Here is a 23,056-nt window from a genome sequence, read left to right as displayed (position 1 = left end):
AACGAAAAAAGCCGCACGTATGGTTCACGGGGAAGAAATCCGTGCTCCGTACGAGCGGCATTGCTCTGAGTGATGTGCGACCAGCATTGGTCAGCGGTATAGGTCGGACAACGTTGTCCCTTGGCATCAAGGGTGGCTCATAGACGCGGCTTCACGCAACGAATTTTCTGCATTGCGGCAGCTTTTCAGAGGCCCATGCAGAAGCCGCTTAAGAATTCATCGCACAGCTGCGGTGAAATCAAACGTTCTGCCGTCAAAAAAGGCGTCGGGCGAAAGAATCATCTCTCCCCGTGCAGATGCTACAGATGTTGGAAACATCATCGCCCCTTCGGTTTTCTCGGAGGATTGGGGCATATCAGCGCCGATATCAGACAGATTCTGGCGGAAAAGATCGGCGCGAAAACAGGTTTTGGCTTTCTCGATTCCCGCGGCGTCGGCACCAAGGTGATGCGCGATCCACGCCGCCTGACTGCGCCACGGGAAAGAGGCGGCATGGCTGTGGAACTGCAAGAACCGGTCCACCGTGACCGGAGAGGCCCCCGTTCGGGGGACGATATGCCCGGTCAGCGCCGGATCGATCAAATCGGGCGACATGCTCAGGTGTTCACTGCGGCCCAAAATCTCGACCGCCAGCGGCTTGTTTCCAGGCGCATCAAGCCAGGCCGACGCTTGGTATACCGCCCGCATCAGGCGACGCACGCTGTCCTCGTTCTGCGTGGCCCACTCATGTCGCGCGGCAAGCACCTTCTCCGGCGCGAACTGCCAGACATCGCGGCCCGCCATCATCAGCTTGGCCACATTATTCTGCACGGCCACACCGCCCCAGGGCTCGCCCACCCAAAAGGCGTCGACAAACCCGTCCGAGACTGCATCCGCCATACGCATCGGCGGCACGGTGACCTCCTCGATCTGCAGGTCGGGCGCTTGCGCGGCCCAATAGGACAGCAGCAGCCGGTGCATGGAATAGTGGAAGGGGATACCCACACGCAGCGGTTTGGCACCGCGCGCGCTGAGCCCCGACAGCAATGCAGTCGTGTCCCCAAAGCGCACGTTCTCCAATGCGGAAGCAACAGCGTTAGAGACGCCGAACACCGTGCCGTTCACGGATAAGACCATCAGCGCATCTACCCGCGCGGGCAGTCCGCCCATCCCGATGGACATGGCCACGGGCATTGGCGACAGCATATGCGCCGCATCCAGATGACCCAGTGCCAGCATATCGCGCAGCGCAGACCACGAAGGCTGACGCAAAAGATTAAGCGCGAGACCCTGCTCGGCAGCAAATCCCAGCTCTTTCGCGATGACCAGCGGGGCGCAATCAACCAACGGGACATAGCCACAGTTCAGAACAACCTCGCTCATGACAACAGATCCGCTGCCGTCACCAATGCTTGCGCCACATCGATGACCTTGCGATTCTGGCGCATCGCGGTGGTGCGCAGCAGCTTATAGGCTTCATCCTCGGACATGCCGCGTTGGCGCATCAAGATCCCCTTTGCGCGGTCGATCGTCTTGCGATCCTCCAGCGCTTGCTTGGCAGCATTCAGTTCGAAGTGGAATTGACGCATCATTTTGAAGCGCGCGATGGCCGTTTGCAGCACGGGTTTTATCCGGTCCATCTGAAGACCATCCACCACATAGGCGCTGACCCCGGCATTCAGCGCCGCCTGCGTCAGGTTCTCATCCGTTTGGTCCACAAACAGCGCGACCGCCCGCTTGGTCGTCTCGGTCGCGTGAGAGATATGTTCAAGCGTATCGCGGTCCGGATTTGTCAGGTCGATAAGAACGATGTCCGGTGAAAATTCCCTCACCGTCTGGTTCAGTTCCGACATCTGCAGCAAAGCCTTGACGTCAGACCAACCCGCTTCGCGCAGTGCATCCACGATGTCACGCACGCGCTCGGGGTTTGGCTCTACAACCAGGATACGCAGATCTGCATTCATGCATTTTGATCAACGATCATCGGTGCAACTTCAATCTGGCATCCCTCGTGCGCCAGCGGCTTACGACATGCTTAGCCCAAACAGTGAGCAGAAAAAACGCATGTGCCAATCTGTTGTGCAGAATAAAACAGCCGCTCGACCACAGCGGTGCCAGCCATTCAGGTTTACACCTGAGCTATGGGCAGCCCCCGCAAAAACACCCGCGGGCCGGAACGGGGTACCGCCGCCACATCCGGCTGTGGGGCCGTTAACGATCCGGTGACAGCAGCGACAGCCCTAATCGCTTGGCCGCATCCAGCGCGGCCTCATGATGCAGGGGCCATGCTTGCGTCAGCCCTTCGATGATCAACAACAGCGCGGTATCGGCCCCCTTCAACGCGGTCGCCGCTGCGGCCCTTTCCGCGACCTCTGCCTTGTGACGTTCCAGTAATTCGCGCAGCGGCTGACTGCCCGGTTCAGCGGCCACTGCAGCATGAAAGAGGCAGCCATGCGCGCTCTCGGTCACCATCCAGTTTCCAACGCGAGTCAGTATCTTATTAAGCGCCTCGCTAGGCGCCTCTGGCAGGTCATCAAAAACGCGGGCGAGATAGCGCTGATGCCGGTTCTCCAATGCAGCAAGCACCATTTCCGCCCGCGACGGCGTGTATTTGTAAAGCGTGCGAAGGCTCACGCCCGCAGCATCCCGCAGATCCTCGACGCTGGGCTCGGCAAAGCCCCGATTGGCAAAGGCGCGTTCAAGCCCTGCGGATATCTTGTTCATCATATCACTCATACTTGACGATGTAGAGCGATCCCTCTACCTAAGCAAGTAGAGCAATCACTCTACATCGGAGATTCCCCCTATGACGCTTCCTGAAACGATGAAAGCTGTAATCCTCACAGGCCATGGCGGGTTGGATAAGCTTGAATGGCGTGACGACGTTTTGGTTCCGCAACCGGAAGCTGGCGAGGTATTGATCCGTGTGGGCGCATCGGCGGTGAACAATACCGACGTCAACACCCGAACCGGCTGGTATTCGAAAGCAGTGCGGGGCGACACAGGGTCGGCCGCAACCGAGGGTTACGCGGGGGCGTCTGATGCCGACGGCGGCTGGTCCGGTGCGCTCAGCTTTCCACGCATCCAAGGCGCGGACTGCTGCGGAGAGATCGTTGCGGTCGGGGACGGAGTGGACGCGGCGCGGATCGGTCAGCGCGTGCTGGTGCGGCCGATGTACCGTCCGGCCGGTGCCGGATCAGATGCGCTTGTGACCTTCGGCTCGGAGCGCAATGGCGGCTTCGCGGAATACACCACCGTGGGCGAGGAAAACGCATTACGGATCGAAAGCCCGCTTTCGGATGTCGAGCTCGCGTCCTTTCCTTGCGCATTCTCCACTGCCGAAGGCATGATCCAACGCGCCGGACTGGGGGACGAGCGCGTCTTGATCACCGGCGCATCCGGCGGCGTCGGATCGGCGGCGGTGCAACTGGCCAAGCGGCGCGGTGCCCATGTCACGGCCTCTACCAGCCCGGCGAAAATGGAGTCGCTGAAAGCCCTCGGCGCGGATGCGGTGATCGACCGGAATGAGCCTTATCCAAACGACGCCTTCGACGTCGTGCTCGACCTTGTAGGGGGGCCGCGCTGGCCCGAACTGCTTGATGCTTTGGTGCCACGGGGGCGCTACGTCACGTCGGGCGCGATTGCCGGTCCGATCGTCGAACTTGATCTGCGGACCCTCTACCTCAAGGATCTGACCCTCATCGGGAGCACCCGGCAAGCCCCAAGCGTATTCACTGATTTGGTCAGCTACATCGAAGCAGGCGAGATCAAGCCCGTGGTCGCCGAAACCTATCCCTTGGCTGACTTGCACGCGGCGCAGAAGGCATTTCTGGAAAAGTCGCATATGGGCAAAATCGACGTGACAATCGCAGACTGACAGACACGAGGCACAGGTTACAGCCTGCATAAGGCACGGTCTGCTCACAAGTATCGCTCCGGACCTTCGCCGCTGATGGCGTCGAGGTCCGGTTTCGCGCAGACCGTGAGAACGTCTCGCATTCTGCCATCATGAAATGCGCAATCGCTGCACGCCGTGTCGAATACGTCCTGCTGGCCGATGACGTTAGGCCGCCCCCTTACCTCCACGCGTTCGGCTTTCCCCGCAAATAGGTCACGTTCTCAGGCAGGAATGGTGACCCCGGCAGGAAGGGAACTACAGGAGATCGAACCCCATAGTATATTGATCCATCTACTATTTTAGGGCATTCACGTCACACTTTTCTCCACACAATCTAGCGCTAAGAATGAAGACTAAGAACCATCATATGATTAAGCGCGGTGGTCGGTGGCACTTCAAAGCCCGCATCCCCGCAGACCTCCACGATTATTACGGCGAACGTACTTCCAAGTTCATCGAGGAGTCACTGAGGACCAGTGACGTGACCACTGCCCGTAGGGTCAGAGATGCCAAGCTGAAGGTCTACCAAGGCCTTTGGGCTGAAATGCGCATAAGGAACCTCACGCGAACAGAAAAGGGTGCGAGCAAGGAGACGGGGTATGAACCGCCCCGGGTTTACCGGAGAGTTTCTGGTTCAATGATTAAGCTGCTTTTTCGGCAGCGTTCAAGGTTTCGTAGAATGCCTCCTCTGCTTCTTGCGGCGTGACGTAGCCGATGGCGCTGTGCAGTCGGGTGTTGTTATACCAGTCGAGCCACTTCAGTGTTTCCCACTCGACCTGGCCGACCGATTTCCCAGCGCCGAGGAACTTGATCACCTCGGTCTTGAACAGGCCGATGATGCTTTCGGCCAGAGCATTGTCATAGGAATCCCCGACACTGCCGACCGAGGTGTCGATCCCCGCCTCAGCCAGCCGCTCGGTGTATCGGATCGACAGGTATTGGCTGCCTCGGTCGCTGTGATGGATCAGCTTGTCCGCCTCAGATGGTGCCCTCTGGCAGATGGCCTAGTTCAGGGCATCCAACACGAAACTGGTCGTCATCGAGGTGGAGACACGCCACCCGACGATCTTGCGGGCGAAGACGTCGATCACGAAGGCGACATAGACCATACCCTGCCAGCTCGAGACATAGGTGAAATCGTCGTCCATTGGGCTCGGACCAATGGCACCACAATGAACGACCCCAGAGCCGGTTCGGCATATCGGCGACGAAGGCCCGGTTCACCTCGTCAGCCGGGCAGGGTCGGGCTGTATCGGGGTTGGTCGTGATCACCTTCTTGCCACGGACAACACCTTGTAATGTCAAGATCTTCATCAGCCGCTCCACCGTGCAGCGGGCGATGTCGTGTCCGCTGCGGCGCAGTTGATGCCAGACCTTGCGCGCGCCATACCGGCCCCGGCTGCTATCGAATGCCTGCTTGATGGCGGCCATGTCCAGTTGATCCTGCCTAGCCCGGTCCGATGCCAGGTCCGGATCACGCTCCACGGCCTTGAAGGCGTAATATGTCGATGGTGCGATCCCCAAGACCCGGCAGATCGGCCCGACACCAAAGACGCCACGATGATCGTCGATGAACGCGATCATTTGCGGAACGGGCGGTCGAGCTCCGCCGCCGCGAAATATGCGCTGGCCTTCTTCAGGATCTCGTTGGCTTGGCGCAGTTCACGGACCTCACGCTCAAGTTCCTTGATCCGATCTTTCTCGGCACTTGTCAGCCCGGCCCGTTGCCCGACATCGCGTTCGGCCTGCTGACACCAGACGCGCAAGCTGTCCGGTGAACAGCCAAGCTTCGGCGCAATTGCCTTATAGGCTGCCGTGTCGCTGGCATAATCAGCACGGTTCTCTCGGAAAAGCCGAACACCGCGTTCGCGAAGCTCGGCAGGATAGGCGGGGGTGAATCTCTGCTTGGTCATAAGGCTCATCCTTTGAGTGTTTTACTCTCCGGTAAACCCGGGGCAGTTCATCTCACTTTTGACGGTGCCACTAAAGATCCCATGCAGGAGGCTGTAAGGGACGCTCTCATTGAATAGCCCCTGGTTCCCTAGACACCTTCTTGGTTCACATTGAACTGTCTGTTTTCGTAGTCGACAGGCGACAGCATACCGTTTCTGACATGTTTGCGTTTCGGGTTATAGAACATTTCGATGTAGTCGAAGATGTCCTGTCTGGCCTGCTCGCGGGTTTTATATGTTCGACGCCGGACACGTTCCCGTTTGAGCAGGTTGAAGAAGCTCTCAGGCAAGTCTTTGTCCGCCATTGGTCCGAGGACAATGGACGCGCGCATTGTCATGGCAATTTCCGCGCCTGCTCATCGAGTGTTCGATATTGTGGGCCCGCAGAAACGCCGCCCAGTCCCTGCCGGTGTATTGTGAGCCTTGATCCGTGTGGATCAGGACGCGTCGCTTAGGTTTGCGTCGCCAGACAGCCATCAGAAGGGCTTGCAGCATGAGGTCTGTTGGTTGCCGCGATTGTGTCGCCCAGCCGATCACACGTCGTGAGTAGAGGTCGATAATAACCGCCAGATAGAGAAACCCCTCATAGGTTTTGATGTAAGTGATATCGGACACCCAGGCGGTGTCTGGCGCTGTCACATCAAACTGCCGGTCTAACGTGTTGTCGACGACGACTGACGGCCTTCCACCATACTTGCCCGGCTTACGTTTGTAACCGATCTCAGCGTGGATCCCAGCCAAACGAGCCAACCTAGCAACACGGTTTGGGCAACTGGTCTCACCCAACTCCACCAGATCGTCATGCAGCTTACGGTATCCGTAGACCTTGCCACTGTCGTTCCAAGCTTCTTCGAGCAGCTTGATCTGACGCGCATCCTCACGCGCACGGTGGCTTAATGGATTTTTAATCCATGCATAGAACCCGCTGGGATGGATATTGAGGCAGCGACACATCCTGCTTACCGAATACTGAGGGCGGTGCTCGGCAATGAACGCGCACTTCACTTTGCATCCTTCGCGAAGTACGCGGCCGCTTTTTTTAGGATGTCACGCTCCTCCGTCATCCGCGCCAACTCACGCTTGAGCCTGCGGTTCTCAGCTTCATGGTCAACAGATGATGTCTGTGACGCAGCTTTTGCGTAGAGCTTCATCCATTTGTAGAGCGAATATGTACTGACGCCCAACCGTTCCGAAACCTCGCAAACGGCATACCCCCGCACTGTTATCTGATGGACGGCATCGCGCTTGAAATCTTCACTGAAATTTGGCTTCCCCATAACGGCCTCCTTGCCTCAAAGTTAGGGAAGAAAGCGTCTACAAATCTAGGGACTATTCACTATTCAAAAGCGCACGATCACACGCGGTTCAATAGCCCCTTTGGAAGAGTGCTGCCAAAACGTTGCTGGACCTGCTGTGTCTTGCGCCAACTATAAAACGCGGGGCAATATTGGGCGAAGCAGCTATTAAAGTTCATCCTCTACAGCGGATCGAAGGCCCAATTGCCAAAGCGTCTATGGATCGCTGTTCATGGTTCTGAATGGAAAATTGAGGGCCTTGGGATCAGCGCATTGGGCGAACTCGTCGGTTGGGCTCTGCCTGTTCGCGTTCCACCCCGGAACGGAAGGACATCGAAATCTCTCAAGTCTTTGGGCTACGACGTCACAGCCCACGTTGGATGACTTGAGTTGCAACAGATGTTCGGCGCAGCGTGATTCTGCTGCATGAAAGTCCGGTTTGGGCTGTTCGCGTCGTTCGACTCGATGGGCGAAGCTGCCGTTCGCTGCGTAGGAATGCTAAATTGCGCAGCTTGAAAAAGGAGACGTTCAGTCCGGCGGTCCTGTTTCCCGATGTGCCAAAGCCGTCTGTTGAATTTTGACCGCTTCAATTGGAATTGGCCTGAAAGTAGACGGTGCGAATAGGGTTTCGAAAACAGAGTGATCAACCGCCAGAAACGCGTTAAAAATTCGAAGGAACAGTCGCAGTCAAGGCGCCTTGGTTATTTTTTTACGTCAGTTTCTTCATGTCAAGTTAGGCGTTCGTTCGCCAAAAATTTCAGGTTTCTCTACGCTATATAAGCCTAGTTCAGCACGTCAGCCCATTCGGGGTGTTTCCGAAACTCTGAGGCGGCGAAAGGGCACAGCGGCACGATTTTTTTGCTTTGCTCTCGCATGTCAGCGACAATTTTTTTGATAAGCATCTGCCCGTACCCGCGACCCCGCAAGGCGTCGTCGACTTCGGTGTGGTCGATGATGACGATCCTATCTCCAGCTTTGGAGAAGGTCGAGACGGCCTCGCCACCCTCGGTTCGGAGGACATAGCGTCCCCCTGTTTCTCCGTCTTCAAAATCTACCTGCATGAGGGGCTCCGTCAAATTTTCAACTGGGGTTCAGCTATTCAAATGGTTCCAGACCTCGCTCATGACGACCGAGCCTTCGCCCACCGATGACGCCACTCGCTTGACCGAGCCGGACCGCACGTCACCAACTGCAAAAATGCCGTGGGTCGATGTTTCAAACGGCGATCGGCCACCGTTTTCGGTGCCTGTCAGAACGAAGCCCTTATCGTCCAACGCGGCGTGCCCAGCCAACCACTCTGTATTGGGTGCCGCCCCCGCCATGATAAAAACTGTGCGGCTGTCATAGCGATGATGCGTGCTGTCGGCTTTGTTTTTCACCGTCACTGCGGATAGCTTGTCATCACCATGCAGATCAGAAATTTCTGCTTGGTAATGGATCGTGATCCGCGGATCGGCCTCAAGACGCGACGACAGATAGTCCGACATAGAGGCGGCAAGGCTGCCGGAGCGCACCAGAAGATGCACATGCGCAGCTGTGCGGCTGAGGAACATGGCCGCTTGGCCCGCGGAATTGCCGCCGCCTACAACGATGGCATCCGAGTTTCGGCAAAACCGAGCTTCCATTTCTGTGGCGGCATAATAAACGCCAACGCCCTCGAATTCTTCCAGTCGCGGGATCGGCAGCTTGCGATACTGAACACCCGTTGCCACCACAATCGACCGTGCGCAGAGTTCGCGTCCGTTTGAACAGGTGGCGTAAAAGCGGTCGTCGCGATAGGCTACTGCCTCGATCCGCAATGGCATAGCAAATCGGGTGCCGAATTTCATCGCTTGGACTTCGCCGCGCCATACAAGGTCTCCACCTGAAATTCCCGTTGGAAACCCCATGTAGTTTTCGATCCGGCTGGAGGTGCCTGCCTGTCCACCGATGGCGATATCTTCTGCGACGACGGCAGATAGCCCCTCGGCACCGGCATAAACCCCTGCGGCTACGCCCGCAGGCCCGCCCCCGACAATCAGGACATCGACCACTTCGCCGTTCGGGATCACCAGCTCAAGCCCCAACGTCCGAGCGAGCTTTTCCGGCGTCGGATCGTAAATCACCTCACCGCCAAAAATCACCGCAGGGCCACAACCTTGTAGATCACAGCTTGTGCGTTCCGCGTCGGCCTCGGCGCTTTCAAGATCAATCAGTTGCGCCGCGATCCGGTTGCGCTGTGCAAAGACGGCGATCTTCTGAATATCTTTATCAACATCCGCGCCGATCAACTTGAGCTCGGTTTGTCCATGCTCGATGTTTCCGCGGCGTCTGGCGGCAAAAACAGTCAAAATTATGTCGCTCATCTCGGGGATGCGGGACATCAGTTTGATCAGGTCTGCGTTTCGGACCGCGATCACCGTCGAGGTTTCACACGCCCTCATCTGGATCATTGACACCGCACCGGACAGCGTCCCGATTTCACCGGTAAATTGGGATGGCCCCATCGTGGCAGCGATTGTCCGCTCCTGCGTAATCGGATGCACAACCTCTATCTCGCCGCTTTCAATATAAAGCAATTCCTCCAGCGGATCACCGGGTCGAATGATCGTGTCGCCTGCGCCATACGTCCGTATCGTTCCAACCTCTCGTAGCGCTTCGACATGGTCCGCATGCAAGGGCGTCCGCTGCATCTGACTAAGATCGTTCGCAAAGCTTTCCATGCTTAGCATCCCTTTTAGCTATTTGTTGGTTGCTCTCGGCGCGTCGAACCCCCGTTGATGAGAATAAACGCATGATGCACAGGCGCTCAATGAACCTTATGTTACAGGCATGCCGCACGTTATTTCCGTTGCATATTCGGGCGGCCTGAACCGCCCGAATATATCGCTATGTTAAGGGACAACCCGGCCTTAGAACGGCGCGAAATTGTCAAATTCTTCCGTTGGTACGGACCACCTGTCCTTGGCCGAGATTTGCGGCGTCGGGGTGCTGCCATGCGGAATTTGTCCGTGTTGACCATACAGCCACAGAACAAAGTTATAGCGCTCGCCTTCAGTGATCGGCTCGGACGCGTGGGGGACGCTGCCGTGGTGGATCAGGGCGGTGCCGGGTTCAAACGTAAGTTTTCTCAACGCGGCGTGAAACCGGATCGATGAAGCTGACGGCCGAACCGGAGTACCCTTCGCCGGGCAGGTTCAGGTTGATATTTAGTGTCACCGCAGAAGCATCCGAATGAGGGCGCAGGGACGTATCTTTGTTGGCCTGCCACCGGATAGAGAACCCGAATGTTTGTGTGTCGTAACCCACGACGTCAGGGAACAGCAGACGAGACACGGGCCGCATGTAGGCGTCCATCATCTCGCGGTAGAAGCCCTGAAACCCGGGCGCGGCAAGATACCCTTCGGAGCGCGGGTCAAGCATGGCACCACCACGGTTCAGCACGATCCCGTAAGGGGGGCGCAGTGGGATGTCCACATCTGCAACGCCGTCAAGGTATTCACGCAGGGCCGCAAGGCGTTCGACATCAAAGAATTGCGCGCGATAGACTCCGGGGAAGACTTCTTCCCACAGGTCCTTGACCGCATCTTCGGCTGTCGGATCTACCCAAGCTTGCTCCACAGCCGCGCGCAGTTTCGGATCGAAAATAGAGCTGTCGAGCTGAGGCAGCTTCGCCTCGTTCTCCGTCTGCCATTCTGACCAAGCGCGTTCAAACAGATCGCGGTTCTGGTTCCAGAATTGTTGGACAGAGAACTCGCGGTTAAGCATTTGTTCCCGGCTTGGGCGCGCAATGGCACGGGCTTGTTGAAGAGATGAAAGGGTCATTTAGGGGCATCCTTCTTATGTTGGAGCAGGTTTGATAAGCAACACGTATTGATCTCTCTCAGCTTGATAAACGGGCGTATTTTGTAATCAAAATTCGGTTAATGGATATAATCATCCGTTCGGGTTGGGACGCAGTGTTTCTTCAAAATCCTATTTCGGAAAAACGAATGGCGCGGCGAGCCGAAGCCCGCCGCGCCATGCCGAACGCGCCTTGTGGTGCGTTATACGTCCACGACCACCTTGCCGATTGCCTTGCCGCTGGCAAGCCGGTCATAGGCTGCACCGACCTCTTCAAGGGTAAACTGGGGCTCATCCACGACCGGTTTCAATGCGCCGCTATCAACCAGCTTTGCCAGTTCGGCCAGGATTGCACCGTGGTCTGCACGGTCTTTGTCATGCAACATCGGGATCAGCATGAATACGATGTGAAGCGAGGCACCCTTCAGGTGGGCGGGGGACAGGTCAAGCTCTGCCAGCGCGAGGGTGGTGGCCACGTGACCATTCAGAGCGACCGCGTTGAATGAGTTCGTCAGGTTGCCAGCGCCCACCGTATCCAGCACCGCGTCGAAACCTTTGCCGTCAGTATGCTTGGCGACGTAGTCCTCGACGGACTCCGCTTTGAAATCGATCGCTTCGGCACCAACGTCGCGCACAACAGATAGGCGTTCATCGCCGCTGTCGGTGGCATAGACATCCGCGCCGAACTCACGCGCCAATTGCACGCCGATGTGCCCGACACCGCCGGAACCGCCATGGACAAGCACCTTCTGGCCTTTGCCGACGCCAGCGCGCTTAAGCCCCTCATAAGCGGTGATCCCGACCAAAGGGATCGCGGCTGCTTCACGCATGGATAGGGATTTCGGCTTTTTCGCGATCAGCCGTGCATCAGCCGGCATGTATTCCGCCAGAGCGCCCTGAAGGTTGGCCAGACCACCGGCGCAGCCATATACTTCGTCGCCCACGGCGAAACCGGTCACACCCTCGCCGACTTCTTCAATCGTGCCAGCAAAATCCATCCCCAAAACAGCAGGTGTGGCGGGGGCAAAACCAAGGTCCGTGCCCATATTGCGGATCATCATGTCGATTGTGTTGATACTGGTTGCTTGAACGCGAACAATCACATGACCGGTGTCTGCGGTTGGTTTGTGCAGCTCGGTCAATGCAAAGGCGGAGTTGGGTCCGTATTCGGAGAGGGCCATGGTTTTCATCGGATTTTCCTTTCTGAGTGTTTGTTGACACAGAACTAACACGTCTGAATATTTGGGTAATCGGTGCAATCCGGAGTTCAGTTTTCGGATTCTGAAGGTAATGCTGTCATCTGCGCGTGGACGGCGACCAAACAGAAAGAACCGCACCGTGAATACGGGCGCGGTTCTTGAGTAGTGCCCTTAAAAAGGGGAGTTTAGTTGATGTCTTGAACCTTCATGACCAGATCGCCCCAATTGCGTTGGTTCTCGATGTCGTGCTCAAGCCCTTGTTCGTCAGCCACTGTGAAACGCTTGATGGCCGGGGTTTTGCTGGTCGCTTGATAAAGCCAATAGGCCTCTGCCTTCAGGGCTTCTTCAATTGGTTTGTCGATAGATTCGTAAACCATCTGCTTACAGGCGTTAATCGAAGCCGCGGGAAATTTGGAAATGCGCTGCGCCAGCGCGTCAACGTAGGGGCCGATCTCATCGGGCTCGAGCGCCTTGTTGATTGTGCCGAACCGTTCCGCATCATCTGCGTCGTAATCATTTGCGCTAAGGATAATTTCCAACGCTTTGCCCAAACCGGTTTGACGGGCCATGCGCGACGCGCCGCCTCCACAGGGCAGAATGCCCATGCCGACTTCCATTTGCATAAACTTGTACTTGCCACGCGCGGCGAACCGCATGTCGAGCGCCAGTGCCAGTTCATGGCCTCCGCCACGTGCAAACCCTTCCAGCTTCGCAATGGTCGCTTGCGGCACCCTGCTAATCCGTTCGCACACCATTTGTAGGTCAAGCAATACCGCGTTTTCGCGCGAAACGGCTTCGATCGCCATATCTTTAAGAAGCTCCGTATCGTAATGCGCCACCCAGATTTCGGGGTGCGCCGACTGGAAGATTACAACCTTTGTATCGCGGTCCCGCTCAAGCCGCATGGCAAGGCTGTTCAGGTCGGCGAGCATCTCTTGTCCCTGAATGTTGACCGTTCCATAATCGAACGTCACGGTAGCGATGGCATCTTTGACATCGACGCTAAACGTTGTGAAATTCTCGTACTTCATAGCATCTCTCCGTTGTGGTGCCCTGTTTTGCGCAGGGCTTGAGTTGTGAGCCGAAGCTCTTTTTCGTGCCCCTATGATGAGATGATCAAAATTTTGGATAAACGGGGGTGAAGTTAGCTACAGAATTCGGATTTTGAATATAAACTGCATAACGGTTTTAATGCTGAGTCGATGTCCGTCTTTCTTCGACGCGCAGACCAATTCCTGCTCAAGGTGCGCCACACTCTGGCTCAATGTGTCTCAAACTGTCTCACGGTGAGACAGTTTGCGCGATCAAGCCCCGCGTGGGCTTCAGCACCGTTGTTCCGCAGCCCAACAGGTTCAATCCTACTTCCAGCGTTCATACGGCAGGGAGAGGCCGCGCACATGGGAGGAGGAATTCATGTCACCAACACGCGAAGAACAGCATTGGATGTATCGCAATATGGTCACGAGCCGGAGGTTCGAAGAGGCCATTGCGAAGATATATTTCGAGGGAAAATCACCGGCTTTCAACATGGCCAACGGGCCGATCCCGGGTGAAATGCACCTGTCCGACGGGCAGGAGCCAGTGGCGGTGGGGGTTTGTGCGCACCTGACTCCCGAGGATGTGGTCACAGCCACCCACCGTCCACATCATCAGGCCATCGCCAAAGGCGTCGATCTGGACAAAATGGCCGCCGAGATCTTCGGTAAGAAAACCGGCTTATCCGGTGGTCGTGGCGGACACATGCATCTGTTTGATGACAATGTGAACTTTGCCTGTTCTGGCATTATCGCGCAGGGTATGGGCCCCGCCGTGGGGGCGGCGCTCAGCCGCAAGATGCAAGGCAAGCCGGGCGTCGCCGTGGCCTTCGTCGGTGAAGGCGCGGTGAACCAAGGCGGCTGGCACGAGGCGATGAACCTCGCTGCCGTTTGGAACCTGCCTTTTATCTGCGTGGTCGAGGATAACGGCTGGGGCATTTCTGTTGCCAAAGAAACCGCCAGCAGCATCGGCAGCCACGCAGATCGCGCGGCGGCTTATGGCATCCCCGGCAAACGGATTGAGGGCAACGACCCCTATGCCATCTTTGAAGCAGCAGGCGAGGCGATTGCCCGAGCACGAGCGGGTGAAGGCCCCTCGCTGCTGGAATGTGAAACCTACCGTTTAGCGGGCCACTTTATGGGTGACGCCGAGGCCTATCGCCCCGAAGGGGAAAAGGACGCGCTGTTTGAAAAAGATCCGATCCCCAAAATGAGGGAAAGATTGCTCGCCGAAGGTTCTGCCAGTGAGGCGGACTTGGACACGATCGAGGAAGAATCTGCTGCGCGCGTTGATGCCGCGATCAAGTTCGCCCGCGAAAGCGATGATGCAGCCCCCGAAGACGCGCTGACGCGCGTGTTCGCAGCATAAACGGGAGGGAGAGACATGACCAAATCGAACGAGAGAAAACTGACCATCGCCCGCGCTATGGCCGAAGCCACCGCACAGGAAATGCGCATCGATCCCTCCGTCTTCGTGATGGGCGAGGACATCGGCCCTCTGGGTGGCGTCTATGGCAACACCCGTGGGTTAATCGAAGAGTTCGGGGCGGAACGCATCCGCGACACACCGATTTCGGAAACTGCCTTTATTGGTGCTGCTGTTGGTGCGGCGCAGGATGGCATGCGTCCGGTGGTCGAACTGATGTTCGTCGACTTCTTTGGCGTCTGCTTTGATGCGATCTACAATCTGATGGCCAAGAACATCTATTTCTCCGGCGGCAACGTGAAAGTGCCAATGGTTCTGATGACCTCAACCGGTGGTGGCTATTCCGATGGCGGCCAGCATTCGCAGTGTCTGTACGGCACCTTTGCCCACCTGCCCGGAATGAAGGTTGTGGCCCCATCCAATGCCTATGACGCCAAAGGGTTGATGACGGCCGCCATGCGCGACGACAGTCCGGTGGTTTACATGTACCACAAGGGGCTACAGGGCATGGGGTGGCTTGGTACCGAGGCGGGCGCGACTGTGCATGTGCCGGAAGAGCCCTACACGCTGGAAATCGGCAAGGCCAAGGTCGTGCGCGAAGGCAAGGACGTATCCATCGTCAGTTGTGGCATGGGCGTTCACAACGCGCTGAAGGCCGCCAAGAAGCTTGAAGAACAAGGTGTCAGCGCCGAAGTCGTCGATCTTGTCAGCCTTGTGCCGCTGGACCGTGACACCATCCGCGCCAGCGTCGCCAAGACCGGCAGGCTGATTGTCGTGGACGAGGACTATATGAGCTACGGCCTCTCGGGCGAAATCATCGCCTCCGTGACCGAGCATGATATCTCGGTTCTCAAGGCCGCGCCGAAACGCGTTGCCTTCCCCGATGTGCCGATCCCATTCGCGCGGGTGATGGAGCAGTTTTGCCTGCCCAACCCTGACAAGATCGTCGCTGCCTGGGACGAGATGCAAGCGGCCTGAGCCGAACCAAAACCAACAAATCACTAATCAACGGGGTCGCATGCAGCGCGACCCCGAACAGGAAAGGACACTTCAAATGGCAACAGATATCGTCATCCCATCCGACCTCTGGGAAGAGGACGAAGAAACAGTGATCACCGGCTGGCTTGCTGATGATGGCGCGACCGTCGAAGAAGGCGCGTTGGTGGTCGAGATTATGACCGCCAAAGTGCAATACGAGATCAACGCACCAGCCTCTGGCACCCTGCGGATCAAGGAAGAGGCCGATGCCGTTGTGCCCAAGGGTGCCGTCATCGGGTCGGTCGAATGACCAAAGTTGTCCCTCTCAAAGGCGTGCGCGGCATGATCGCGGATGCCATGACCAAAAGCCTCGCGACAGCCGCGCAGCTGACCCACCACGGCAGCGCCGATGCGACGGCGCTGATGGCCGAAAAAACCCGTCTGGGCGCGGCAGGTACCAAGATATCTGTTGAGGATCTCTTGATGCTGGCTGTGGTGCGCGCCCTGAAAAAGAACCCCGAGGCAAACGGACGTGTCGAGGGGCGCGAGGTGCATTTGTCTGATGCGGTTGACCTGTCGGTGGCTATCGCCTTGCCCGGCAATCTGTTGGTCGCCCCTGCCATGTTCGGTGCCGATGCGATGGATGTAACCGAATTGCGTGCGGCGCGGCAGGATCTGGCCACGCGGGCCAAGATCAACAAGCTGACCGTGACAGAAATGACCGGCGGCACATTCACCGTCTCCAACCTCGGCCTCACGCGGGTGGAACATTTCACCCCGATCATCAACGCAGGGCAAATCTGCATCCTTGGTATCGGGCGTTTTACGGATCGCGCGGTGCGGGGCGAGGATGGCGGGATCGAATTGCGCCCCCATGTGGGCCTGTCGCTGACCTTTGATCATCGCGCGCTTGATGGCGCACCAGCGGGTGATCTGCTGACTTCCATCTGCGAAGAGATCGAAAGGATGGCGGTGTGAACGCACCTCTCACATATGTGGAGCGCGTGGCCGAGGGGCTTGCCCTTGAGGCAGCGGCCTTCGCGGCGCAAGGCGCTGTAACCTGTCTCTGGAGCCCAGGCCGCCGCGCGCTTGTCTGTCCGGCAAGCCTGAGGCTCAAGCCCGGATTTGAAACGGCGAAGCGTAATTCAGCCACGCGCGGCTGGCCGTTGCATCTGCGCCCCACGGGCGGCGGCGCGGTCCCCCAAGGTCCGGGGGTGTTAAACCTCGCGCTGGCGTTTACCGCTGATCGGACGTTCTCCATCGAGGATGGATACCGCCTGATCACACGGCTCATTCAGAATGCAATCCCCGCCGGTTGGGCGACGGGTGCGACCCCGAACAGTTTTTGTGACGGCGCATGGAACCTGTCCTTGAAGGGCCGCAAAGCCGTTGGCACCGCGCAGCGCATACGCCCTGTTGGCAACCGGCAGCGCCGCATTCTGGCGCATGCGCTGATTTTGGTGGAGGGCGATCTGGCCGCCGGGGCAGCAGCCGTCGATGCGTTTCACCGTGACCTTTCCCTTGGCCCAATCGACGCGGGTGTTCACACGACGTTGGACAGGGCCATCCCGTCGCAGCGTGATCCGATGAACGCATTGGCCGCATCACTCAATGAAATAGCACAGCGCGACATTCTGCGCGCAACACAGCATTTAGGTCGCCGAGCGGCCTGAATCCAAACCCGCGTTAACAACAAGGGTAATCGATACCAAAGAGGAGGAACCAACCCATGACAGCCTATTCAGTTCTGGCCGTGACACCCACCGACGACAGCTGGATCCCCGGCTATATCGAGCCGGTCGGCAAGATCATCGCCAAACATGGCGGCAAGTATATTGCGCGCACAACCAGCCACGAACAGGTCGAGGGCGAAGACCAGCCCGCAGCCCTGCGCGTGATCCTTGAATGGCCGGATGCGCAAGCCGCCCGCGATTTCGTGAATGATCCGGACTACGCGCCCTATCTCGAGGCCCGCCACAAGGGATCGACCAGCGTTCATTTCATCATCGACGGCAAGGACGAACTTGCCTGAGAACCATAAGATACCCAGCGGTGTCCTTGCGAATTCCGCTCCTGCCGACGGCCTGTGAGGACGCCAAGAAAAGTCAAATAAACCCACAATGTGATTGTGATCTGTACTCTATCACACCTCGCACGTGAGGCTCGGCGAAATGACGGAGCAACGCGCTCCGGTCGCCTTTGACAGGCGGTCCTCATTTACGCGACGGTGGGCCGGCCTGCTTCAGGTCGGCCGCCGGATCTCGTATAACTTCAGTTTCCGGTTAATCGTTGCGCGCCCCATGCCAAGTACGCGAGCAGCTTCGCTGACATTCCACCGGCTGTTTGCGAGCGCATCAAGGATCATGCTGCGTTCGTCATATGCGGTTACCGGATTGGCGGGTACAATGGCGCAAACCGGTTCCGGTATCGCAGAGGCCAGAGGAGCGCCAACACAGGCTTGTTGCAAATCAAGCAGGTTGATCCGGTTGTCCTGCGCCGTTGCCAGTGCGTTTTGAAGCGCGCCGCGCATTTCGCGGACATTGCCATGGAACGGTAGGCGACAAAGCGCATCTTTGGCCTCGGCACTGAAGGTGACGTTACAACCAGTCAGCTGCGCGCACAGGGCCTGTGCCAGAACCTCGGGATGTTCACGCCTGCGGACGGGGGGCAGGAAGACCTTTGAGCCTGTTAGTAGATAAAATAGGTCGTCTCTGAAATGCCCCGCGTTGACGGCGTCTATCAAAGGTTTGCGGCTGGTGGAAACCACACGCAGGCGGCGGTCATGCCCATGGTCATCCGTTTGGTGGCGGTGTTCTTCCTGTTCATTCAGGAAACGTCGCAGCTCTGCCTGCGAAGCGCCCGGCAACTCGTCCACATTGTCAAACACCAATGTCGCGCGGGCACCCTTGCCATAGGACATTCTTGAAACGACGCGGGCTTGCTCAATGACCCTGCGCAAATGGTCTGTGTCGGCGTCACTCTCGCCAAGCGTCGCACAATCCAGATCGAAAACCGGTGCGTCAGGGGCATCGGTTTGCAGCAATGCGGCCACAAGCGCGGATTTCCCGGTTCCGGTTTCGCCTTCCAGATGCAGCATGGCTGTGTCTTCCAACATGGTTCGCGCACGGCGACAGGCGGCAGCCATGCTATGACTTCCGGTCGCCAACTGCTGTAGCGATGGCGGCAAGCGCTGTTTGCGCGCAGGGCCGGGCGGCAGCGGCTTGGACACCCGTTGGGGTGCGGCGGTCTTTGGCATAGCAACCGTCAGGTTCACGGCGGCCCCATGATTGGCTGGAATCGAAAGTACCCTCTCGGGCACATTCACCAGCCGATTGCTGTCGACGTGAAAGATCGCCTCGAACGCCTGACCTCTCAGCGATGCAGCGTTTGCACCGTCAAGGCAGGCGGAAACGGTCGAAGTGGCACCGATAATCATCCCTGCCTCGTTCACGGCGACCAGTGCATCTTCGGAGAGGACGTGATCACGCCCCACACGCGAGACCGTCACAAGCATCGCGTCGTTGAATTCCTTTTCAAACAGGTTGCGCTGAATGCGATGCGCAGTATTTGCCAACAGCTGCTGCCCAAACAGATAATCCGCGCGATTGCCCCGATCGACAGAGACAAGATTGATTGCACCAATCATCCCCCCGTTGGCATCCAGAACCGGAACGCCGGTACAGGCGAACTGTCTGAGCGTCGAAAAGTAATGATCCGCACCGCGCACAGTGATTGCGTGCCCCGTCCGCAAGGCCATGGATACGCCGTTTGTACCGGCCACGCGTTCGTCCCAACATGACCCAAGGGCGATGCCGTTCCATCCGTCAGAGCCACTCGTCGCCCCGCTATGCTCAATCCGAACAGAGACGCCATCGGCGTCGGTGACAACCAGACAATGACCGATTTCGCCCGCGACCGAAGCGAGATGTTGAAAGAAGCCCTGCCTGCCGCCGGTGCTCTCGACAATCTGTTCAAGTCGGGGGGCAACTTCGGAGGATTGGAGGCGCATGATAGGCCGCCCGGTATCGTGCCGCAGGTTATACTGCCGCGCACACCGGTCCCAGGACGCGGCAATCGCATCCGTTTGATTTGAGGTAATGAAACCTCTCATCACGTCTCCTCCCGACTCTTAGCTTAATGCGCAATCCCCTTGATCGGCAAACGTTTTGGGACGCCTCAGGTGCCAGCCAACTCGCGAATAGCCGCCATCAGTTGCGCGACATGTGCGCGGTCGGCGGCGGCGGGATGGGGCCGTGCGATGCGTCCTGCGTCGTTGTCGTAATACTGCCCCGAGGCATTGGCGAATTCCTCGGACACTGCCGCACGGCGCAGGATGTCCGCCCCGATCCGCAGGTCATTGCCCGCCATTCCATAGGATTCCTTGACCATTTTTGTGGCAAGAAGAGACCCCGGATTAACCGAGACAAACACCGGCCCGTCGGGGTGTTCGCGCGCCAATTCCTGCGACCAGATTGTCAACGCCAGCTTGCTTTGCGCGTAGGCTTCATTGTGGCCAAGCTGTTGCTCACCGCGCATGGCCTTGATGTTGACGGGCGCTTGTGCTGCTGAGGAAAGGCCCACCATGCGACCGTCTTTTGGGATGATCGGCAGCAGTCCAATGGTCAAAGCCCAGGGCGCGATTGTGTTGACCATGAAACGCACATCCAGCCCGCTGTCCGTCTGTGTGTTGGGAACCTTCAGAACACCGGCATTGTTGATCAACACATCCAGGGTGTCATGTTTGGCACGGACATCTGCCACCAAGGCGTTAACATCCTCCAGCAACGAAAGGTCAGCGCGATAGGTTTCCGGAGTGCCCCCGACCTCGCGTGCCGCGGCTTCCAACTTATCCGCGCTGCGGCCGTGCAACAGGACGTTGTGGCCCTCAGCAGTCAGCGTCTTGGCTGTCAAAAGGCCGATCCCGTCCGTCGCGCCGGTGATAAGAATTGTCTTGGTCATGTGAATGTCTCCTCAGGTGTGCAAGGCGCGGGGGGGCGCTCTTTAATAGCGAACCAACGTACGGCTCTCGATGCTTTGGCGGGGCGCCGTGACTGTCGAGTCCTCGACCAGATCAATCGCACTGTGGCCAACGCAGGGGCGGCCGGAATTGTCGTAGATGTTGAAAAACGCGACCTCGTCCGGCGTCATCCGTGAGCGGTAAACCCATTCGTGCGCGTCGTCTTTTGCCAACCCCATTACCTGGCCTTTGCGATCGGGGTAGATCAAGTCAATCACGATCCAATCCGCCTCTTTAACAGTCGAGGGACGAACGAAGCCAAGCGGAGCCGAATTGATCGGGTTCGCGATCGGGCGCCAGACGTTGATAAAGGCATAATGACCCTGCGCCCATTCATCGGCCTGTCCGGGGCCAAGAATATCCACAAGACGCCTTTCCGCACCCTCGCGGCTATAATCGCTGTGGACGTGGCGGGCCGGGCGGCGCTTGGCCTGCGGATCATCGATGCGGACTGTATGATCAAAGGTGATCACCTCTTTTGCGCCAACTTCCTGTTCCAATAGATCGGCCAGTTCGGCATCATATTGGCTTTGCCAATTGCCACCTTTGAAATCCAATATAGCCGTTGGGGAGTTGGCAAAAGCAAAGCCATCCTCTGCAAATTCCGTGGCGGCCTCGCAGTTCCGTTGATCCTTCACTGCGATCTTGGCAGCGAAAAACTCCGGCTCGATGAGGTTGCCAGCAATGCCATCCACATCAATTTCGAACGCCTGCCGAAACGGCTTGTGGACGTGATAATTTACGGTTCCGGTCTGTGTCACCAGAGACTCCTTTCCATCATGATCGGGCCAGTCTGCTCGGCGGATTACCGCAAAAGCCTTGAGTTGATGTCATCCTTAGGATGCGAATTTATACCTTGTTTTTCGCGCAATAAACTGCCGATAGTGGAGTTCACTTTCTTGATTTTGGGTATAATCGATGGACACCGATCACCTGCGATTATTTGTAATGGCAGCAGAGCGGCTCAATATCAGCGCTGCGGGTCGTGAACTTGGCCTTGCACCTGCCGTGGCAAGCGCCCGCCTCGCCAAGTTGGAAACCGAGCTTGGGGCGGAGCTGCTACGCCGCACCACCCGCAAGGTTTCATTGTCACTGGAAGGGGCGGATTTTCTACCCTATGCCCGCGAAATTCTTGCGCAGTCAGAGGCCGCATAGGCGGCGTTGGGCGGCAAGGGTGTCGGTGCCCATAGCACCTTGTGCTTTGCCGCGCCCAGCAGTTTCGCACAACTGCATATCATGCCGCTCTTACCCGAATTCCAAACACCTTTTCCCCGATTTGACCCTGGACTTGCGCCTGTCGGATACCAGCTTTGATGCCATCGAAGGCAGTTTTGATTTGGCCCTTAGAAATGCCCCGCTGGCGGACAGCAGTTTGAAAGGGCGAAAGTTGTCGGATGACACTCGCGTTCTGTGTGCATCGCCAGGCTATCTGGACGCCCACGGTACGCCCACGCACCCGTCCGACCTGTTGAACCACCGTTTCATTGCATGGTCCAACCTTGAACCACGGGAATTGCTTAGCACCGAGGGTGAAATTGCAAAGCTTGATCCGCAAGCCATGACATGCCGCACAATCGTCGATGACGGCGACGCGCAGCGCGAGGCGACGGTATCAGGTGTCGGAATTGCAATCAGTTCGCTGTGGAACATCGAACACGAAATCGCGGCTGGACGCCTGGTCCGAGTGCTTCCGGAATGGTCCCTGAACGAAGCGACGGTCCTTTGGCTGGTCTATCCCCGCTCCAATGTTTTGACCCCCAAAACAAGGATATTCATTGATTTTCTGATCAAACGGTTGGGAAACCGATCTGGCTGGTCGATGTGATACCAAGTATCTTCGAGGCATGGCTCCAATCTTCAAACTCGCAGGTGTTTCGGTGAACTTGCAGTTCCGGTGTGTTGGGTATTCAGAGCACATTTCGGGGGCAAAACGTCCTATTCGTCAATGCAACAAATATCGCGCATTTACTCGGAATAGGGGAAATTTCATGTGACGATGTAGCGTGACCTTAAAGCTTCAACTTAGTTCTCAGATAACGGTTGCGTTCTGGGGTAGCGCCAATGCGCTGGTCGATCCCACGGAGGGTGCTCAAAGGTTTCTGCGACAAATTGTCTGTTTCTGATGCAGGCTTTGCCATCGCGATACACTTAAAGCCCTTGTTACTCACGATCGCAGCGAATGTCTCCTTTGAATGGCCGCACTGCAGCATACGTATTGCGTGTTGAGAGTCCGGTTTGGGCCGTTCCTTCATTCCCCCTTGCCTTGTCTATTCTTTTGCGCGTCAAACTTTTCCCAGACATGCATGCGGCCTTTCTGCCGTGCATCGGTAAGCCAAAGTTTCTTGCGGATGCCCGTGACTTCGAGATTACCATATTTGCCACCTGAGTGTTGATTTTCACTCAGAAGTGACGCGCTCGACAGGACCGATGCATTTACCTATGTAACTGGGTACACG

20 protein-coding genes, 3 pseudogenes and 1 other annotated feature are annotated in these 23,056 nt (G+C 57.4%); of the genes and pseudogenes, 9 read left to right on the top strand and 14 right to left on the bottom strand.

All coding sequences use genetic code 11. From position 1 onward, the window contains the following. Window positions 1-216: 216 nt before the first annotated feature. The 3 genes from AADW22_RS02905 to AADW22_RS02895 form a co-directional block, all read right to left on the bottom strand. Window positions 217-1,362, bottom strand: coding sequence for an ABC transporter substrate-binding protein (locus AADW22_RS02905; protein ID WP_407474220.1), 1,146 nt, complete (start codon window positions 1,360-1,362; stop codon window positions 217-219). Further along, window positions 1,359-1,943, bottom strand: coding sequence for an ANTAR domain-containing response regulator (locus tag AADW22_RS02900; protein WP_407474219.1), 585 nt, complete (start codon window positions 1,941-1,943; stop codon window positions 1,359-1,361). Before AADW22_RS02900 ends, AADW22_RS02905 begins: the two co-directional genes overlap by 4 nt. A 247-nt stretch (window positions 1,944-2,190) precedes the next feature. Then, window positions 2,191-2,703 carry a TetR/AcrR family transcriptional regulator gene (locus tag AADW22_RS02895; protein WP_407474218.1) on the bottom strand — a complete coding sequence of 171 codons (513 nt, stop codon included), beginning with the start codon at window positions 2,701-2,703 and terminating at the stop codon, window positions 2,191-2,193. Between the two features lie 82 nt (window positions 2,704-2,785). On the opposite strand from AADW22_RS02895, the gene AADW22_RS02890 reads away from it, so the two are divergent. Then, entirely contained in the window at window positions 2,786-3,856 is a 1,071-nt protein-coding gene (locus AADW22_RS02890; protein WP_407474217.1) for an alcohol dehydrogenase family protein, read from the top strand. Between the two features lie 367 nt (window positions 3,857-4,223). Beyond that, window positions 4,224-4,583, top strand: coding sequence for a DUF6538 domain-containing protein (locus tag AADW22_RS02885; RefSeq protein ID WP_407474216.1), 360 nt, complete (start codon window positions 4,224-4,226; stop codon window positions 4,581-4,583). Here the strand turns inward: AADW22_RS02885 and AADW22_RS02880 are convergent. The 8 genes and pseudogenes from AADW22_RS02880 to AADW22_RS02845 all read right to left on the bottom strand — a co-directional run bounded on the left by AADW22_RS02880 (window position 4,519) and on the right by AADW22_RS02845 (window position 13,176). Then, window positions 4,519-5,790 (bottom strand): annotated as a pseudogene (locus tag AADW22_RS02880) (IS3 family transposase). The gene AADW22_RS02885 and the pseudogene AADW22_RS02880 sit on opposite strands and share 65 nt — an antisense overlap. Beyond that, window positions 5,387-5,503 (bottom strand) — a sequence feature (AL1L pseudoknot). It overlaps the preceding pseudogene by 117 nt. A gap of 128 nt (window positions 5,791-5,918) precedes the next feature. Next, a pseudogene (locus AADW22_RS02875) lies at window positions 5,919-7,106 on the bottom strand (IS3 family transposase). A gap of 800 nt (window positions 7,107-7,906) precedes the next feature. Next, window positions 7,907-8,185, bottom strand: coding sequence for a GNAT family N-acetyltransferase (locus AADW22_RS02870; protein WP_407474215.1), 279 nt, complete (start codon window positions 8,183-8,185; stop codon window positions 7,907-7,909). A gap of 30 nt (window positions 8,186-8,215) precedes the next feature. Further along, entirely contained in the window at window positions 8,216-9,826 is a 1,611-nt protein-coding gene (locus AADW22_RS02865) for an FAD-dependent oxidoreductase (RefSeq protein ID WP_407474214.1), read from the bottom strand. A gap of 189 nt (window positions 9,827-10,015) precedes the next feature. Then, window positions 10,016-10,237, bottom strand: a complete 222-nt coding sequence (locus AADW22_RS02860) for a hypothetical protein (protein ID WP_407474213.1) — start codon at window positions 10,235-10,237, stop codon at window positions 10,016-10,018. Further along, complete coding sequence (locus AADW22_RS02855) at window positions 10,218-10,928, bottom strand: 2OG-Fe(II) oxygenase (protein WP_407474212.1); 711 nt, start codon at window positions 10,926-10,928, stop codon at window positions 10,218-10,220. Before AADW22_RS02855 ends, AADW22_RS02860 begins: the two co-directional genes overlap by 20 nt. A gap of 221 nt (window positions 10,929-11,149) precedes the next feature. Then, window positions 11,150-12,136: a zinc-dependent alcohol dehydrogenase family protein gene (locus AADW22_RS02850; RefSeq protein WP_407474211.1), complete on the bottom strand. Its 987-nt coding sequence runs from the start codon at window positions 12,134-12,136 to the stop codon at window positions 11,150-11,152. Window positions 12,137-12,330: 194 nt separating this feature from the next. After that, window positions 12,331-13,176, bottom strand: a complete 846-nt coding sequence (locus AADW22_RS02845; RefSeq protein WP_093926217.1) for an enoyl-CoA hydratase/isomerase family protein — start codon at window positions 13,174-13,176, stop codon at window positions 12,331-12,333. Between the two features lie 382 nt (window positions 13,177-13,558). On the opposite strand from AADW22_RS02845, the gene AADW22_RS02840 reads away from it, so the two are divergent. The 6 genes from AADW22_RS02840 (at window position 13,559) to AADW22_RS02815 (ending at window position 17,615) form a co-directional block, all read left to right on the top strand. Beyond that, the gene (locus AADW22_RS02840) at window positions 13,559-14,548 is read left to right on the top strand and encodes a thiamine pyrophosphate-dependent dehydrogenase E1 component subunit alpha (RefSeq protein WP_235183752.1); all 990 of its coding nucleotides are present in this window, start codon (window positions 13,559-13,561) and stop codon (window positions 14,546-14,548) included. A 15-nt stretch (window positions 14,549-14,563) separates the two neighbouring features. Continuing rightward, window positions 14,564-15,583: an alpha-ketoacid dehydrogenase subunit beta gene (locus AADW22_RS02835; RefSeq protein ID WP_074635216.1), complete on the top strand. Its 1,020-nt coding sequence runs from the start codon at window positions 14,564-14,566 to the stop codon at window positions 15,581-15,583. A gap of 76 nt (window positions 15,584-15,659) precedes the next feature. Next, complete coding sequence (locus AADW22_RS02830) at window positions 15,660-15,893, top strand: biotin/lipoyl-containing protein (RefSeq protein ID WP_005851830.1); 234 nt, start codon at window positions 15,660-15,662, stop codon at window positions 15,891-15,893. Continuing rightward, a complete protein-coding gene (locus AADW22_RS02825) occupies window positions 15,890-16,561 on the top strand; it encodes a 2-oxo acid dehydrogenase subunit E2 (RefSeq protein ID WP_407474210.1) in 672 nt (223 codons plus the stop codon). Before AADW22_RS02830 ends, AADW22_RS02825 begins: the two co-directional genes overlap by 4 nt. Continuing rightward, window positions 16,558-17,256 (top strand): lipoyl protein ligase domain-containing protein, encoded by a 699-nt coding sequence (locus AADW22_RS02820; RefSeq protein WP_407474209.1) that lies wholly within the window; start codon window positions 16,558-16,560, stop codon window positions 17,254-17,256. The genes AADW22_RS02825 and AADW22_RS02820 overlap by 4 nt, the downstream gene beginning before the upstream one ends. A 56-nt stretch (window positions 17,257-17,312) precedes the next feature. Next, on the top strand, window positions 17,313-17,615 hold the full coding sequence (locus AADW22_RS02815) for a DUF1330 domain-containing protein (protein ID WP_064216752.1): 303 nt from the start codon (window positions 17,313-17,315) through the stop codon (window positions 17,613-17,615). Between the two features lie 210 nt (window positions 17,616-17,825). On the opposite strand, the gene AADW22_RS02810 is transcribed toward AADW22_RS02815, so the two are convergent. The 3 genes from AADW22_RS02810 to AADW22_RS02800 form a co-directional block, all read right to left on the bottom strand. After that, window positions 17,826-19,592, bottom strand: coding sequence for a sigma-54-dependent Fis family transcriptional regulator (locus AADW22_RS02810; RefSeq protein ID WP_407474208.1), 1,767 nt, complete (start codon window positions 19,590-19,592; stop codon window positions 17,826-17,828). A 167-nt stretch (window positions 19,593-19,759) separates the two neighbouring features. Beyond that, window positions 19,760-20,542, bottom strand: coding sequence for an SDR family NAD(P)-dependent oxidoreductase (locus AADW22_RS02805; RefSeq protein WP_407474207.1), 783 nt, complete (start codon window positions 20,540-20,542; stop codon window positions 19,760-19,762). Between the two features lie 42 nt (window positions 20,543-20,584). Continuing rightward, entirely contained in the window at window positions 20,585-21,361 is a 777-nt protein-coding gene (locus AADW22_RS02800) for a CmcJ/NvfI family oxidoreductase (RefSeq protein WP_407474206.1), read from the bottom strand. A gap of 157 nt (window positions 21,362-21,518) precedes the next feature. Between AADW22_RS02800 and AADW22_RS02795 the strand changes: the two are divergent. Next, window positions 21,519-22,425 (top strand): annotated as a pseudogene (locus AADW22_RS02795) (LysR family transcriptional regulator). The last annotated feature ends 631 nt before the right edge of the window (window positions 22,426-23,056 follow it).

Origin of the sequence: Sulfitobacter sp. PM12, from assembly GCF_045586035.1 — a bacterium.
Taxonomy (GTDB): Bacteria; Pseudomonadota; Alphaproteobacteria; order Rhodobacterales; family Rhodobacteraceae; genus Sulfitobacter; species Sulfitobacter pontiacus.
Note: the sequence above shows the minus strand (reverse complement) of the source record. Positions and strands in the feature narration are given on the sequence as shown.

What these genes read in the sequence shown, in the direction of transcription:
- AADW22_RS02895 (WP_407474218.1), bottom strand. Translation starts at nt 2,703, where the DNA reads ATGAACAAGATATCCGCAGGGCTTGAACGCGCCTTTGCCAATCGGGGC.
- AADW22_RS02835 (WP_074635216.1), top strand. Translation starts at nt 14,564, where the DNA reads ATGACCAAATCGAACGAGAGAAAACTGACCATCGCCCGCGCTATGGCC.
- AADW22_RS02805 (WP_407474207.1), bottom strand. Translation starts at nt 20,542, where the DNA reads ATGACCAAGACAATTCTTATCACCGGCGCGACGGACGGGATCGGCCTT.
- AADW22_RS02885 (WP_407474216.1), top strand. Translation starts at nt 4,224, where the DNA reads ATGAAGACTAAGAACCATCATATGATTAAGCGCGGTGGTCGGTGGCAC.
- AADW22_RS02830 (WP_005851830.1), top strand. Translation starts at nt 15,660, where the DNA reads ATGGCAACAGATATCGTCATCCCATCCGACCTCTGGGAAGAGGACGAA.
- AADW22_RS02840 (WP_235183752.1), top strand. Translation starts at nt 13,559, where the DNA reads ATGTCACCAACACGCGAAGAACAGCATTGGATGTATCGCAATATGGTC.
- AADW22_RS02850 (WP_407474211.1), bottom strand. Translation starts at nt 12,136, where the DNA reads ATGAAAACCATGGCCCTCTCCGAATACGGACCCAACTCCGCCTTTGCA.
- AADW22_RS02900 (WP_407474219.1), bottom strand. Translation starts at nt 1,943, where the DNA reads ATGAATGCAGATCTGCGTATCCTGGTTGTAGAGCCAAACCCCGAGCGC.
- AADW22_RS02870 (WP_407474215.1), bottom strand. Translation starts at nt 8,185, where the DNA reads ATGCAGGTAGATTTTGAAGACGGAGAAACAGGGGGACGCTATGTCCTC.
- AADW22_RS02845 (WP_093926217.1), bottom strand. Translation starts at nt 13,176, where the DNA reads ATGAAGTACGAGAATTTCACAACGTTTAGCGTCGATGTCAAAGATGCC.
- AADW22_RS02855 (WP_407474212.1), bottom strand. Translation starts at nt 10,928, where the DNA reads ATGACCCTTTCATCTCTTCAACAAGCCCGTGCCATTGCGCGCCCAAGC.
- AADW22_RS02815 (WP_064216752.1), top strand. Translation starts at nt 17,313, where the DNA reads ATGACAGCCTATTCAGTTCTGGCCGTGACACCCACCGACGACAGCTGG.
- AADW22_RS02905 (WP_407474220.1), bottom strand. Translation starts at nt 1,362, where the DNA reads ATGAGCGAGGTTGTTCTGAACTGTGGCTATGTCCCGTTGGTTGATTGC.
- AADW22_RS02865 (WP_407474214.1), bottom strand. Translation starts at nt 9,826, where the DNA reads ATGGAAAGCTTTGCGAACGATCTTAGTCAGATGCAGCGGACGCCCTTG.
- AADW22_RS02825 (WP_407474210.1), top strand. Translation starts at nt 15,890, where the DNA reads ATGACCAAAGTTGTCCCTCTCAAAGGCGTGCGCGGCATGATCGCGGAT.
- AADW22_RS02890 (WP_407474217.1), top strand. Translation starts at nt 2,786, where the DNA reads ATGACGCTTCCTGAAACGATGAAAGCTGTAATCCTCACAGGCCATGGC.
- AADW22_RS02810 (WP_407474208.1), bottom strand. Translation starts at nt 19,592, where the DNA reads ATGCGCCTCCAATCCTCCGAAGTTGCCCCCCGACTTGAACAGATTGTC.